The following is a 12040-nucleotide window of genomic DNA, read 5'->3' as shown; positions in this document are numbered from 1 at the left end:
GTTTGCGTGCCCGATGGGTCCAGGCTCGCAAACGCAGAACCGTCAGACGCTATCGTGCTGAAAAGGCCACGCGCCCCTGACATGAGAAGACGCGACGACGGCGGTTATAGGTGACGCTGCACCCGGATACAACGCGCCGTCGCGTACGCTGATATGGTATGGCGGGATTGTTACGCAACGTTAGGGCGTGAAGCCGCGTTCCGCTCGGTGGCTTCCGATGTCTCGCGGCGCGCCGGCATCGCGCGGTAATGGGCGAGCACGTAGAGACGGATCGCCGACGACAGGTTGCCCTGGTTGCGTCCGGAATCGATCGACGCAACGATGTCCGACAACGTACTGCGCTTTTCGGCGGCAATCTCCTTCAGCGCATCCCAGAACTGGTCCTCGAGGCTGACGCTCGTCTTGTGTCCGGCAATGACGATCGACCGCTTAACCACGGGGCTCTTCATGTTTCGTCCTCTCGAATTCGCCTATGCCCATCCAAGGCCGCGTCGCTCTTCTGCTTCGCGGCGTCGTCGGCGTTCCTCTGCGCCTTCGACACCCCAAACGCCAAACGCCGCTCCGCAGCGGTTAGTTCCGCGGCCTCGCGTGCTTTTTTCTTGCGGTAACGCCGCAGGTTGATCAGGTCGGCCACGTCGTCTCTCCCTATCGGCCCGCACGGTCGCCGTGGACTGAAACGAACGCCGATCGCGTCCTCGCTTCCAGTCTAGCGCCGTGCTGGTTCAAGCTGAGATGTAAAAGCGCTTCTGTCACAGAATAAATCGAAGATAAACGTCGAAAGTTGTTGCGAAAATAAAAGCGTTTTTCTTTGTATCGCGCCCCTGTGGCGGCATTCTGTTCATTTCCTTCCCTTCGTCCGGTGAAGCCGAAGGTCCGGGCCGGAGACGGAGGTATCGGGCCGCCGTTCACGTCTTCGTGAAGAGTCGGCGGCGGTGCCGGGCAACGGATGCGGTCGAGGCCGGGACCTCGTCCGAGGTCGCATTTGCCGGCCGGCGCGCCCATGCTAAACCGGCGCCGCGCCGCGATCCGCCGCCCATCGGGGCGGTGTGCCGGCCGATGCCTGTAGCGCCCGATCCGAAAGGTTTCCCCATGACGAAGACCCGTATCGAAACCGATACTTTCGGCCCCATCGAGGTCGAGAGCGACAAGTATTGGGGCGCGCAGGCGCAGCGCTCGCTCGGCAATTTCAAGATCGGCTGGGAAAAGCAGCCGCTGCCGGTCGTCCGCGCGCTCGGCATCGTCAAGCGGGCGGCGGCGGAGACCAATCTCGAACTCGGCCGGCTCGATCCGGCGCTGGCCAAGGCGATCGTCGCCGCGGCGCAGGAAGTCATCGAGGGCAAGCTCGACGCGCATTTCCCGCTCGCCGTCTGGCAGACGGGGTCCGGCACCCAGTCCAACATGAACGCCAATGAGGTGATCTCGAACCGCGCCATCGAGATGCTGGGCGGCGTGCAGGGCTCCAAGAAGCCGGTTCACCCCAACGACCACGTCAACATGAGCCAGTCGTCGAACGACACCTACCCGACGGCGATGCACATCGCCTGCGCGGAGGAGATCGTCCACCGTCTGCTGCCGGCGCTCTCGCAACTGCGCAACGCCCTGAACGACAAGGCGCACCAGTGGGCCGGCATCATCAAGATCGGCAGGACGCACACGCAAGATGCCACCCCCCTCACTCTGGGTCAGGAATTCTCCGGTTATACGCAGCAGGTCGAGAACGGGATCACCCGGATCGAACAAACTTTGCCGGCGCTGATGCAACTCGCCCAGGGCGGCACCGCGGTCGGCACCGGGCTGAACGCGCCGGTCGGCTTCGCCGAGAAGGTGGCCGAGCATATCGCCGCCATTACCGGACTGCCCTTCACCACCGCGCCGAACAAGTTCGAGGCGCTGGCCGCCCATGACGCCATGGTGTTCTCGCACGGGGCGATCAACACGGTGGCGGCCTCGCTGTTCAAGATCGCCAACGACATCCGGCTGCTCGGCTCCGGCCCGCGCTCCGGCCTCGGCGAGCTTTCGCTGCCGGAGAACGAGCCGGGCTCCTCGATCATGCCGGGCAAGGTGAACCCGACCCAGTGCGAGGCGCTGACGCAGGTTTGCGTGCAGATCTTCGGCAACAATGCCGCGCTCACCTTCGCCGGCAGCCAGGGCCATTTCGAGCTCAACGTCTACAACCCGGTGATGGCCTATAATTTTCTGCAGTCGGTGCGGCTGATGGCGGATGCGGCGGTGAGCTTCACCGAGAACTGCGTCGTCGGCATCGAGGCGCGCGAGGACAACATCAAGGCGGCGCTGGAGCGCTCGCTGATGCTGGTCACCGCGCTGGCGCCGAAGATCGGCTACGACAACGCCGCCAAGATCGCCAAGACCGCGCACAAGAACGGTACCACGCTGCGCGAGGAGGCGGTGGGCGGCGGCTATGTCAGCAACGAGGAATTCGATGCGGTGGTGCGCCCCGAGAAGATGATTTCGCCGGGCTGACCCGTTCATCTTCCATTCATCTGGCTGAATGAACTGTTCATACAAGTAAACAAATAGTCTTCGTTCCACATTACCGAAGTTTCATTTGAGCCTTCGGGCAATTCGCGCCAACATCGGCCTCATCGAAAAGGAGATGAGGCCGATGAAACGCACCATCCTCGCCGCAACCGCCGCCGCGCTGCTTGCCAGCGTCACTTTCGGTATCGCCGCGCCGAATCTGCGCGCCGGCGGACCGGAGCGTCCCAGCCCCGAACAGATGGCCGCCAACGCCGCGGCCATGTCGGATGCGCGCATTGCCGCGCTGAAGGCCGGGCTGAAGCTCACCCCGGATCAGGAGAAGCTGTGGCCGGCGCTGGAGACCGCGCTGGGCGACTATTCCAAGGAGCGCATCGAGGTGCGGAAGGAATGGCGCGAAAAGCGTGAAGCGCAGCGCGACCAGCGCCGTGCCGGCCCGCCGCCCGGCGCCCCCGCGCCGCAGGCGGATGCCGGCTCCGCCGCCCCGCCGCCGCCTCCCGGCGGTCCCGCTCCACAAGCGGATGCCGGCCCGGCCGGGCCGGATCGCGACCTCGTCGCCCGGCTGGAGCAGCGGGCGGACCGCATGGTGGCGCGCGGCACCGCGCTCAAGCAGCTCGCCGAGGCGGCCGCCCCGCTCTACCAGAGCCTCGACGAGGCGCAGAAGCACCGCTTCAACGTGCTGTTCCGCGAGGCGCAGGGCGAGCGGCTGGCCGAATGGCGCCGCGACCGGCATCACGGGCCGCAGCGTGGTCATGGCTGGGAGCATGGCGACCGCCGCGAGTTCGGCCGTCCGCCGCATGGCGGTCCCGGCATGCCGCCTCCCGGCGGGCCGGATGCCGGCCCTCAGCGGCTGTAGCCCCGTCGCGTCCCGATCAGGCGCTGCCTGATCGGGTTGGGTTCCCCGACCGTCTCACTTGCCGCCGGCCGCGTGCCGGCGGCTTTTTATGGTTCCGAGTGCTTCGCCACGCCGGCGAGTTCCCGCAGCGCGGGGCCGGAGAGAGACTGGAGGGTCCATTCCGATTTCGGCCGGGCGCCGAGCGCGCGATAGACGCGGATCGCCGGCTCGTTCCAGTCGAGCACCGACCATTCGAAGCGGCCGAGCCCTTCCTCGACGCAGCGGCGGGCGAGACGGCGCATCAGCCCCTTGGCGACGCCACGGCCGCGAAAGGCCGGCCGCACGAACAGGTCTTCGAGATAGATGCCGTGCCGGCCGGCGAAGCTGGAGAAATTGTAGAACCACAGCGCGAGGCCGGCCGGTTTGCCGTTCCAGTCGGCGATGTCGCAGAACGCCCTGGGATGTTCGCCGAACAGCGCAGCCGCGATATCGGCCTCGCTCGCCTCGACTTCGTGCAGCAGCTGCTCATATTCGGCGAGTTCGCGGATGAGCGAGTAGATCAGCGCGGCGTCTTCCGGCCGCGCCGGGCGAAGGGTGAGGCTCATCTCCGGCGGCTCCCGCGGCGAAAACGTCAGATCGCCACCGGCGCCTTGATGGCCGGATGCGGATCATAGCCCTCTATGGCGATGTCCTCGAAGCGAAAGGCGAACAGATCGGTGATCGCCGGATTCAGCTTCAGCGTCGGCAGCGGGCGCGGCGCGCGCGACAGCTGCTCATGTGCCTGCTCGACATGGTTGGAATACAGGTGCAGGTCGCCGAAGGAATGCACGAAATCGCCCGGCTTCAGCCCGGTCACCTGCGCCACCATGTGGGTGAGCAGCGCATAGCTGGCGATGTTGAACGGCACACCGAGGAACGAGTCGGCCGAGCGTTGGTAGAGCTGGCAGGACAGCCTGCCGTCCAGCACATAGAACTGGAACAGGCAGTGGCAGGGCGGCAGCGCCATGTGCGGCACGTCGGCCGGATTCCAGGCCGAGACGATCAGCCGGCGCGAATCCGGATTGCGGCGGATGTCGGCGACCACCTGGGCGATCTGGTCGATCACCCCGCCATGGCCGTCCGGCCAGGAGCGCCACTGATGGCCATAGACCGGCCCGAGATCGCCGTTCGCGTCGGCCCATTCATCCCAGATCGAAACGCCGTTCGCCTTCAGATAGGCGATGTTGGTGTCGCCGGCGAGGAACCACAACAGCTCGTGGACGATCGATTTCAGGTGCAGCTTCTTGGTGGTGACGAGCGGAAAGCCTTCGGCCAGGTCGAAGCGCATCTGGTGGCCGAACACTGAGAGTGTGCCGGTGCCGGTGCGGTCGTCCTTGCGCGTTCCCTCGGCGAGGAGGCGTTCCAGAAGCTCGTGATATTGCCGCATGTCGCGCCACCATAGGCTATCGATATCGAGTGCCTACTAGATATAGCGCATGAAAGCGGGCGGCGCATGTGCCGCCCGCTGTTGTGGTGTGGAAAGCTGTGCGTGGCGCCGGCGCGTGCGGGCCTAGCGGCAATAGGTGTAGCTGCGCAGCAGGCCGACATTGTTGGTCTTTTCGACCGTGTAGCAGGGCTGGCCGTTGAAGCCGCCGCGCGTCAGGCTCGGCATCACCCGCATCGGCTTGTTGCCGTAGCCGTGCACGATCTCGGCCCCGTAGGGATCCACCGGCTCGACGACGAGATAGCGCTGGGCGGTGGTCACGTAGCGGGGATCGGTGCGGACGATCACGCGCTCCCCGGAGGTGACGTAGCCGGGCTCGTAATAGGTCGGGCCCGGCAGCGGGTCATAGGCCGAGCCATAATTGCGAAGATAGGTCTGGGCGGCGGCGGGGCTGGCCAGGGCCGCGATGCCGATCGAGGTGGCGAGCGCGCCGGCGGCGAGGTGGGTGAATTTCATCGTATCACTCCTTGTCTGTCCCCCAACGATGTCCCCGAGACTGCGAAACAAACGGGCGAGCGTGCCGGTCGTTCCCTCGGTCGGATGTTTTTGCCTCCGCCCGGCATCGGCGCCACCGCCGGGCGGGCGGGTGCGGCGGTATTCCGGGGAACCCCGAGCCCCCGCAGCGGTTGTTGTGGAAAGCGCGCGCCTGCGGTGCCGGTCCGGCGACCGGCCGCCACGACATGAGGGGAGAAGACCGATGACCATCCACAGCCCGGAAGACCTGAAGATCGCGCTTTATCGGGCGCGCGTGCATCTGAGCCTGCTCGAGACCGATCCGACGCATCCGCTCGATCTGTCGGTGGTCGGCGCCCGTTCCACCCCGATGCTGATCCTGCGCAGCGACGAGGAATTGCGCAGCGCCCATTCCGACGCCGCGCTCAGCTATGATCTGATGCGCGACCTGATGATGGCGGCTTTGCAGGCGCGTATCGACGAACTGGCGGAGAAGCTTGGTGTCGGCGTGGCCGATATCCCGCTCGACAAGCTGCAATATGGCGACCAGACCGAAGCATGATCCGGGGATGACAGCGTGTCAGCCGGGGCAATGCGCGCATGCCCCCTTCCAACCGGACGCGCGCCCGCCTATATTCAACCTGCCGGCGCAAGCCGGATATGGCGATAAACGGCCATCGGAATAAACCCTTCGGACCCGGGGGCAGTACCCGGCGCCTCCACCCGAGCCCAGATGCGCGCAGCGCTTGCGCGGTGCTGGGCTCGGGCGGGGGCGAAACAGGATCGACGAGGGCGTAAAGGGTGGGCTTTTGCTCGGCATGGTACCGCCGTCATCGGACCGAACATATAGTTGCCAACGACAACTATGCTCCGGTTGCTCAGGCCGCGTGAGCGGTTTGATCTCTGGGAAATAAGTCCTTGCGGGTAGCACTGTAAGGCGGGGTTCGGAGGCACCTGGCAACAGAAGCCTCCACTTAACCTCTCGCCCATCAAATTTATCGCCTCCGTGGCGGCACAGGCTGGCAACGACGGCCGGAATCGGGTTCATTGCCCTCATGAGTGTCGACCTTATCCGCTACGATCTCCTGGTTCAGGAAGCCCTGCGCGCCGTGGTCCGCCGCGTGCTGACCGATGTCGCGCGCGACGGGCTGCCGGGCGATCATCATCTTTACGTCTCCTTCGATACTTGCGCGCCCGGCGTGCGGCTGTCCCCGCGGCTCAAGGACAAGTATCCGGAGGAGATGACCATCGTCCTCCAGCACCAGTTCTGGGACCTTGTGGTCACCGAGCTCTTCTTCGAGGTCGGCCTGTCCTTCAACGGCATTCCCGAGCGGCTGCACGTCCCCTTCGACGCGCTCAAGGGCTTCTTCGATCCGTCGGTTAAGTTCGGGCTGCAATTCGAGCCGCCGCCGTCCGAAGAGGGCGATTCCGAGACCGGGACGCCCGGCGCCACCACAGGCGGCGCCGAGGTGGCGAGCCTGGCCGATGCGCGTCCGGCGGCGCGCGAGCCGGCAAAGGGACCGGTTCCGGTGGCGGCGCGGCCGCAGCCGCGTCCGGCACCCGCTGCGGCGAGCGATACGGCGAAGGACAAGCCGGCTGCTGCGGCGGCACCGAAAGCGGTGACCGGCTCCGGCGTGCCCAAATCCGGCGTTGCCAAATCCGATGCGGCCAAATCTGGCGACGGTAAGAGCAGCGAAGGCAAAGGCGGCGCCAAATCGGAGCCGGCCAAGGCGGGTGCGGGCAAGTCCGAGGCAGGCAAGTCCGAGGCAGGCAAGCCTGACGAGGCCAAGGAAGGCGGCGCGCAGGTGGTCCGGCTCGACGCTTTCCGCAAGAAGTGACGGGCGGCGGCCTGCCGGCGGAGCTTCCGCCGCATTTTACCCGGCCGGGAGCGGCGGTTTCATGAGTGAACAATACGACGTCGTGGTGGTCGGCGCCGGCGCCGCCGGCCTCGCGGCCGGTGCCCGGCTACACCGGGCCGGGATCAAGGTGCGGGTGATCGAGGCGGCGGCCCGCACCGGCGGACGCGCCTTCACCGATACCGCCAGCTTCGGCGTCGCCTGGGACCGTGGCTGCCACTGGCTGCATTCGGCCTCCGTAAATCCGCTGCGCGCCGCCGCCGACGAACTCGGGCTCGGCTATCTGGCGCGCGGTACGCGGCAGGCACGGGCGACCCATCTCGGCGACCGCTGGGCCGACGAGGCCGAGCGCCACGCCATCTGGGCCGCGATCGACGGCACTTTCGCCGCCGTACACGAGGCCGGCGAGGCGGGGCGCGACATTGCCGCCAGCGATTGCCTCGACCTGGCGAGCCCTTGGCTGCGGCTGTCCCGCCATTGGCTGACGCTGATGACCGCCGCCGAGGCCGAGCAGGTCTCCACGCTCGATTATGCCGCCTATTCCGATACGGCGGAGAATTATCCGGTCGAGCGCGGCTATGGCGCGCTGGTGCAGGCGGTGGCCGCGCAGGCGGCTCCCGCGCTCGATATCGTCACCTCCTGCCCGGTGGAGGCGGTGGACTGGTCCGGGGCCGGCGTGGCGCTGGCGACGCCGCGCGGCACGCTCAAGGCCCGCTACGCCATTCTCGCCGTGCCGACCAGCGTCGTGGCGAAGGGGGCGATCCGCTTCACTCCCGGCCTGCCGGTGGCGCTGGAGGAGGCGTTTGCGGCGTTGCCGCTGGGCGCGGCGGAGAAGGTGGCGCTGCTGTTCGACCGCGACGTGTTCGGCCAGCCGCCCACCACCTATGTCGACACGCTCGATCTGCGCGATCCGGCCCGCAAGCCGATCAACTTCACGCTGAACCCGTTCGGCGCGCCGATGGCGATCGGCCAGCTGGGTGGCGCCAACGCCGCCGGTCTCGTCGCCGCCGGTGCCGAGGCGATGGTGGATTTCGCCCTGGCGGCGCTGGTGGATGCCTTCGGCGCCGATATTCGCGCGCGGGTAAAGGCCACCGCCACCACCGACTGGGTTGCGGATCCGCTGATCGGCGGCGCCTATAGCTGCGCGCTGCCGGGGCTTGCGCCGCTGCGCGCGCGGCTGTCGCCGGGTTCTGTGGCGCAGGCCATGGGCGGGCGGGTGCTGTTCGCCGGCGAGGCGGTTTCCGCCCATGCCTATTCGACGGCGCATGGCGCGCATCTCACCGGACTTGCCGCCGCCGATGCGGTGCTGGCCGCGCTGCAGGGAGCGGCGGCGTGAGCGTCGCGCTGGTGCTGGTCGCCGCCGTGGCCGCCAATGGGGTGATCGGGCGCGGTCCGGCCTTGCCCTGGCGCATCTCCGGCGATCTGAAGCGCTTCCGCGCCATCACCTGGGGCAAGCCGATCCTGATGGGCCGGCGCACCTTCGATTCCATCGGCAAGCCGCTGCCCGGCCGCACCAGCATCGTCATCAGCCGCGACACCGCCTTTCTGCCGGCTTCGGAAACGGTGCGGGTGGTGCCGTCGCTGGAGGCGGCGCTCGACATGGGCGCGCGCGAAGCGGAACGGATGGATGTCGATGAGATGGCGGTGATCGGCGGTGCGCAGATCTATGCGCAGGCGCTGCCGCTCGCTGCAAAGCTGCGGCTCACCGAGGTGCATGGCGAACCGGAGGGCGACGTGCTCTTCCCGGATTTCGACCGCGCCGCCTGGCGGGAGACCGGCCGCGAGGGCCCGTTCCAGACCGAGAAGGACGAATACGCCTTCAGCTTCGTGGATTACGTGCGGGCCTGAGCCGTTGCCCCGGATCAGCCAAATCCGTTCCGCGAAAGACCAGATAGGCAAGAATCAGATGGGCCTGCCCTCGACCGAGAGGGAGAGCGTCTCCTCCATGTTCTCGGCCTGCTCGAACTGCGGATAGATGTCGCGCGCCTTGCGTATCGCTTCCAGCGCGCGCTTCTCGTCGCCGAGGTCCTTGGCGATCAGGGCGATGCCCATCCAGGCGGCATAATGGCGCGGCTCGCGGGCCACCACCTGCCGGAGGTCGGCGAGCGCATCGGCATAGTCCTGCTGCAGATAGAACACCGTCGCCCGCCGATTCCAGGCGTCGAGGTGGTTGGGATCGACCACGAGGATGCCGTCGAGCAGCTGGACGGCGAGGTCGTAATCCTTGGCCTGGGTGGCGATCGCCGCCCGGCTCATTAGCAGATCCACCGTCTCGCTGCCGGAAGGGGTCAGCGCGATGTCGATGCGGTCGGCAATGCTCTTCGCCGATTCCTGCGTCGGCGCCACCTTGAGGGCGGCGAACAGCGCGTCGAGGCGCTTGGCGCGATCGGGCTCGCCGGCGGTTGCCGCGGCGTCGGGAGATTTAGGCTGGGGAGACGTGGCCTGAGGAGAGGTGGCCTGCGGATCGGCCGGCTTCGCCTGCGGCACCGGTTCCGTCCTGGCGGCCGGCGGCGTCTCGGCCGGCGGCGCGGTCTGCGCCAGAGCGGCGAGCGGGGAGACGGTCAGAAGCAGGACAGCAAAAAAGGCGCGCATGCCCCGAGTTTCGGGAAACATGGCGCCTTCGTCAATTGCCGGAAGTGCCGCACCGCGAAAACGTGATCGCGGCGGTCGCGGGAGCGTCTGGCTGCGGCCGGGCGATCGCGCCGGCCGGAGGCGCTCGCGCGAAAAGCCTCAGCCCTGGCGGGCCTTGAAGCGCTTCTGGGTCTTGTTGATGATGTAGACGCGGCCCTTGCGGCGCACCAGACGGTTGTCGCGGTGACGGCCGAGCAGCGACTTGAGCGAGTTACGGATCTTCATAATACTTCACCTTCGGATCGAGTGCGCCTGCGCATGAGACGGCGCCTCCATGGCCGCGCCCCGTCCGCCAGCTTGAATTCGAGGCCCGGCTGATAGCGGAGCCATGGGGGCTTTGTCAATCGGGTGAACGCTTTTGATCCCCATCCCGCGGTGCTTTGCCGATCCGGCCGAGATGGGTCAGCCGGAAACCGCGCGGATATTTCAATCCGTAGCCCAGCGCGCGGTCGATGCCGATATGGGCGACCCAGATCAGCGCCACCGCCGCCGGCCAATGCCGGCCGAGTGCCAGGCCGATGCCGGCGAGCAGCGCCGGCAGAAGGTAGGAATGCGCGGCATTATACAGGGCGGCACCGACGCCCGGCCCGGCGAGATAGGACAGCAGGCTGAGGTCTGGCGCGAGGATGAGCAGGGCGAAGGTGCCCCAGCCGGCATCGAGGTGGCGATAGGCGAGGATCGCCGCCACGGCGACGGCAAGGCCTTCGAGCCGCAGCAGGGCGCAGGGCGTGCCGGTGACCGCTCCGGCAGGGTCGACATCATCGGGTGCCGGCACTGGCTCGATCCGCCGCTCAGCTGCGCCCGGTCTTATAGGGCGCCATGCCGGCACGGGCCAGTTCGTCGGCGCGCTCGTTCATCACGTCGCCGGCATGGCCCTTCACCCAGTGCCAACGGATCTCATGGGTGCCAAGCGCGGCCTCCAGCCGCTCCCACAGGTCGACATTCTTCACCGGCTTCTTGTCGGCGGTGCGCCAGCCATTGCGCTTCCAGCCGGCGATCCATTTGGTGATGCCGTTGCGCATATATTCGCTGTCGGTGTGCAGATCGACGATGCAGGGGCGCTTGAGCGCTTCCAGTGCCGAGATCGCCGCCATCAGCTCCATGCGGTTGTTGGTGGTCGGCGATTCACCTCCGGACAGCTCGCGCTCGTGATCGCCATAGCGCAGGATCGCGCCCCAGCCGCCGGGGCCGGGATTGCCGGAACAGGCGCCGTCGGTCCACACCGCGACACTGCCGGACGGCTTGGTGGCTTCCTTGGTCTCGTCATCCGCGAAGATGCGGGCGGTGCCGGGCGCGGTCTTCACGCGTCCACCCCATAGTCGCGCACGCTCTCCACCGAGCGATGGAAGCGCAGCTTGCGCAGATATTCCCTCGGGTCGTGCGGGCGCACCAGCGCGCCGGGCGGCACGTTCAGCCAGTCGACGAGGCGGGTGAGCAGGAAGCGCAGCGCCGCGCCGCGGCACAGCATCGGCAGCGCGGCGATCTCGGCCGGGGACAAGGGGCGTACCGCCTGATAGCCGGCGAGCAGCGCTCGGCCCTTGGTCTGGTTGTAGGCGCCGTCCGCCTCGAAGCACCAGGCATTGAGGCAGATGGCGACGTCATAGGCGAGGGTGTCGTTGCAGGCGAAGTAGAAGTCGATCAGGCCGGAAAGCCTGTCATCGGTGAAGAACACATTGTCGGGGAACAGGTCGGCATGGATCACCCCGGCCGGGAGGCCCACCGGCCAGCCCGGCTCCAGCACCGAAAGCTCATCGGCGATAAGCGCGGCCAGCCCCGGCGCCACCGTATCGGCGCGCGACTCTGCCTGCTCGTAGAGCGGGCGCCAGCCGACGACCGACAGCGCGTTGACGCGGGAGAAGGCGGTGAAGTCGGCTCCCGCCTGGTGCAGGCCGGCGAGCGCGGTGCCGAGCGCGGCGCAGTTGGCGACGCTGGGCCGCCGCACCGAGGTGCCGAGGAGGAAGGTGGCGATCAGCGCCGGCCGCCCGGCGAGGCGACCGAGCGCGACGCCGTCGCGGTTCCTCACCGGCTGCGGGCAATCGATGCCCCGGTTGGCGAGATGTTGCATCAGGCCAATGAAGAAGGGCAGGTCGTCCGGGTTCACCCGCTTCTCGTAGAGCGTGAGGATGAAGCTGCCGGCCTCGGTCTGCAGAAGGAAGTTGGAGTTTTCCACCCCTTCGGCGATGCCCTTGAAGGCCCGCAGCCGGCCGAGCTCATAGGTGGAGAGGAAGGCTTCGAGCTCTTCCGGCGGGACATCGGTATAGACGGCCATGAACGGGCGGACCTTGA

16 protein-coding genes and 1 other RNA gene are annotated in these 12040 nt (G+C 67.4%); 7 read left to right on the top strand and 10 right to left on the bottom strand.

The window, feature by feature from the left end; translation table 11 throughout:
* Positions 1–170 precede the first annotated feature (170 nt).
* Positions 171–449 (bottom strand): ribbon-helix-helix domain-containing protein, encoded by a 279-nt coding sequence (locus KHC24_RS09375; protein WP_213362941.1) that lies wholly within the window; start codon positions 447–449, stop codon positions 171–173.
* Positions 446–634, bottom strand: coding sequence for a DUF4169 family protein (locus tag KHC24_RS09370; RefSeq protein WP_213362940.1), 189 nt, complete (start codon positions 632–634; stop codon positions 446–448). Before KHC24_RS09370 ends, KHC24_RS09375 begins: the two co-directional genes overlap by 4 nt.
* Positions 635–1056: 422 nt before the next feature.
* Here KHC24_RS09370 and fumC point away from each other — a divergent pair, with 422 nt between their 5' ends.
* Together fumC and KHC24_RS09360 are read left to right on the top strand one after the other, a co-directional pair.
* Positions 1057–2481 (top strand): class II fumarate hydratase, encoded by a 1425-nt coding sequence (fumC, locus tag KHC24_RS09365; protein WP_373878544.1) that lies wholly within the window; start codon positions 1057–1059, stop codon positions 2479–2481.
* 142 nt (positions 2482–2623) lie between these two features.
* On the top strand, positions 2624–3352 hold the full coding sequence (locus KHC24_RS09360) for a Spy/CpxP family protein refolding chaperone (RefSeq protein WP_246546433.1): 729 nt from the start codon (positions 2624–2626) through the stop codon (positions 3350–3352).
* Between the two features lie 86 nt (positions 3353–3438).
* On the opposite strand, the gene KHC24_RS09355 is transcribed toward KHC24_RS09360, so the two are convergent.
* The 3 genes from KHC24_RS09355 to KHC24_RS09345 form a co-directional block, all read right to left on the bottom strand.
* On the bottom strand, positions 3439–3936 hold the full coding sequence (locus tag KHC24_RS09355) for a GNAT family N-acetyltransferase (protein WP_213362937.1): 498 nt from the start codon (positions 3934–3936) through the stop codon (positions 3439–3441).
* A 26-nt stretch (positions 3937–3962) separates the two neighbouring features.
* On the bottom strand, positions 3963–4757 hold the full coding sequence (locus KHC24_RS09350; RefSeq protein ID WP_213362936.1) for a thymidylate synthase: 795 nt from the start codon (positions 4755–4757) through the stop codon (positions 3963–3965).
* A gap of 123 nt (positions 4758–4880) precedes the next feature.
* Positions 4881–5270: a hypothetical protein gene (locus KHC24_RS09345; protein ID WP_213362935.1), complete on the bottom strand. Its 390-nt coding sequence runs from the start codon at positions 5268–5270 to the stop codon at positions 4881–4883.
* A gap of 241 nt (positions 5271–5511) precedes the next feature.
* On the opposite strand from KHC24_RS09345, the gene KHC24_RS09340 reads away from it, so the two are divergent.
* The 5 genes from KHC24_RS09340 (at position 5512) to KHC24_RS09320 (ending at position 8971) form a co-directional block, all read left to right on the top strand.
* Complete coding sequence (locus tag KHC24_RS09340; protein WP_213362934.1) at positions 5512–5829, top strand: hypothetical protein; 318 nt, start codon at positions 5512–5514, stop codon at positions 5827–5829.
* A 42-nt stretch (positions 5830–5871) separates the two neighbouring features.
* Positions 5872–6242: a transfer-messenger RNA gene (gene ssrA / locus KHC24_RS09335) on the top strand.
* An 80-nt stretch (positions 6243–6322) separates the two neighbouring features.
* Positions 6323–7105 carry an SspB family protein gene (locus tag KHC24_RS09330; protein ID WP_213362933.1) on the top strand — a complete coding sequence of 261 codons (783 nt, stop codon included), beginning with the start codon at positions 6323–6325 and terminating at the stop codon, positions 7103–7105.
* Positions 7106–7166: 61 nt separating this feature from the next.
* On the top strand, positions 7167–8459 hold the full coding sequence (locus tag KHC24_RS09325; RefSeq protein WP_213362932.1) for a flavin monoamine oxidase family protein: 1293 nt from the start codon (positions 7167–7169) through the stop codon (positions 8457–8459).
* Positions 8456–8971, top strand: coding sequence for a dihydrofolate reductase (locus KHC24_RS09320; RefSeq protein ID WP_213362931.1), 516 nt, complete (start codon positions 8456–8458; stop codon positions 8969–8971). Before KHC24_RS09325 ends, KHC24_RS09320 begins: the two co-directional genes overlap by 4 nt.
* Positions 8972–9025: 54 nt before the next feature.
* On the opposite strand, the gene KHC24_RS09315 is transcribed toward KHC24_RS09320, so the two are convergent.
* The 5 genes from KHC24_RS09315 to KHC24_RS09295 all read right to left on the bottom strand — a co-directional run bounded on the left by KHC24_RS09315 (position 9026) and on the right by KHC24_RS09295 (position 12023).
* Positions 9026–9715, bottom strand: a complete 690-nt coding sequence (locus KHC24_RS09315; protein WP_213362930.1) for a tetratricopeptide repeat protein — start codon at positions 9713–9715, stop codon at positions 9026–9028.
* Positions 9716–9853: 138 nt separating this feature from the next.
* Entirely contained in the window at positions 9854–9979 is a 126-nt protein-coding gene (gene ykgO, locus KHC24_RS09310) for a type B 50S ribosomal protein L36 (RefSeq protein ID WP_013167868.1), read from the bottom strand.
* 115 nt (positions 9980–10094) lie between these two features.
* On the bottom strand, positions 10095–10529 hold the full coding sequence (locus KHC24_RS09305; protein WP_213362929.1) for a DUF4260 domain-containing protein: 435 nt from the start codon (positions 10527–10529) through the stop codon (positions 10095–10097).
* A gap of 16 nt (positions 10530–10545) precedes the next feature.
* On the bottom strand, positions 10546–11058 hold the full coding sequence (gene rnhA, locus KHC24_RS09300; RefSeq protein WP_213362928.1) for a ribonuclease HI: 513 nt from the start codon (positions 11056–11058) through the stop codon (positions 10546–10548).
* Positions 11055–12023 (bottom strand): homoserine kinase, encoded by a 969-nt coding sequence (locus KHC24_RS09295; protein WP_213362927.1) that lies wholly within the window; start codon positions 12021–12023, stop codon positions 11055–11057. Before KHC24_RS09295 ends, rnhA begins: the two co-directional genes overlap by 4 nt.
* Positions 12024–12040 lie beyond the last annotated feature (17 nt).

The organism is Ancylobacter defluvii (assembly GCF_018390605.1).
Lineage (GTDB): Bacteria > Pseudomonadota > Alphaproteobacteria > Rhizobiales > Xanthobacteraceae > Ancylobacter > Ancylobacter defluvii.
The sequence above is the reverse complement of the archived record's forward strand: the minus strand, read 5'-3'. Positions and strand labels throughout refer to the sequence as shown.

What these genes read in the sequence shown, in the direction of transcription:
- KHC24_RS09345 (WP_213362935.1), bottom strand. Translation starts at nt 5,270, where the DNA reads ATGAAATTCACCCACCTCGCCGCCGGCGCGCTCGCCACCTCGATCGGC.
- KHC24_RS09315 (WP_213362930.1), bottom strand. Translation starts at nt 9,715, where the DNA reads ATGCGCGCCTTTTTTGCTGTCCTGCTTCTGACCGTCTCCCCGCTCGCC.
- fumC (WP_373878544.1), top strand. Translation starts at nt 1,057, where the DNA reads ATGCCTGTAGCGCCCGATCCGAAAGGTTTCCCCATGACGAAGACCCGT.
- KHC24_RS09340 (WP_213362934.1), top strand. Translation starts at nt 5,512, where the DNA reads ATGACCATCCACAGCCCGGAAGACCTGAAGATCGCGCTTTATCGGGCG.
- KHC24_RS09325 (WP_213362932.1), top strand. Translation starts at nt 7,167, where the DNA reads ATGAGTGAACAATACGACGTCGTGGTGGTCGGCGCCGGCGCCGCCGGC.
- KHC24_RS09350 (WP_213362936.1), bottom strand. Translation starts at nt 4,757, where the DNA reads ATGCGGCAATATCACGAGCTTCTGGAACGCCTCCTCGCCGAGGGAACG.
- KHC24_RS09295 (WP_213362927.1), bottom strand. Translation starts at nt 12,023, where the DNA reads ATGGCCGTCTATACCGATGTCCCGCCGGAAGAGCTCGAAGCCTTCCTC.
- ykgO (WP_013167868.1), bottom strand. Translation starts at nt 9,979, where the DNA reads ATGAAGATCCGTAACTCGCTCAAGTCGCTGCTCGGCCGTCACCGCGAC.
- KHC24_RS09330 (WP_213362933.1), top strand. Translation starts at nt 6,323, where the DNA reads ATGAGTGTCGACCTTATCCGCTACGATCTCCTGGTTCAGGAAGCCCTG.
- KHC24_RS09375 (WP_213362941.1), bottom strand. Translation starts at nt 449, where the DNA reads ATGAAGAGCCCCGTGGTTAAGCGGTCGATCGTCATTGCCGGACACAAG.
- KHC24_RS09355 (WP_213362937.1), bottom strand. Translation starts at nt 3,936, where the DNA reads ATGAGCCTCACCCTTCGCCCGGCGCGGCCGGAAGACGCCGCGCTGATC.
- KHC24_RS09360 (WP_246546433.1), top strand. Translation starts at nt 2,624, where the DNA reads ATGAAACGCACCATCCTCGCCGCAACCGCCGCCGCGCTGCTTGCCAGC.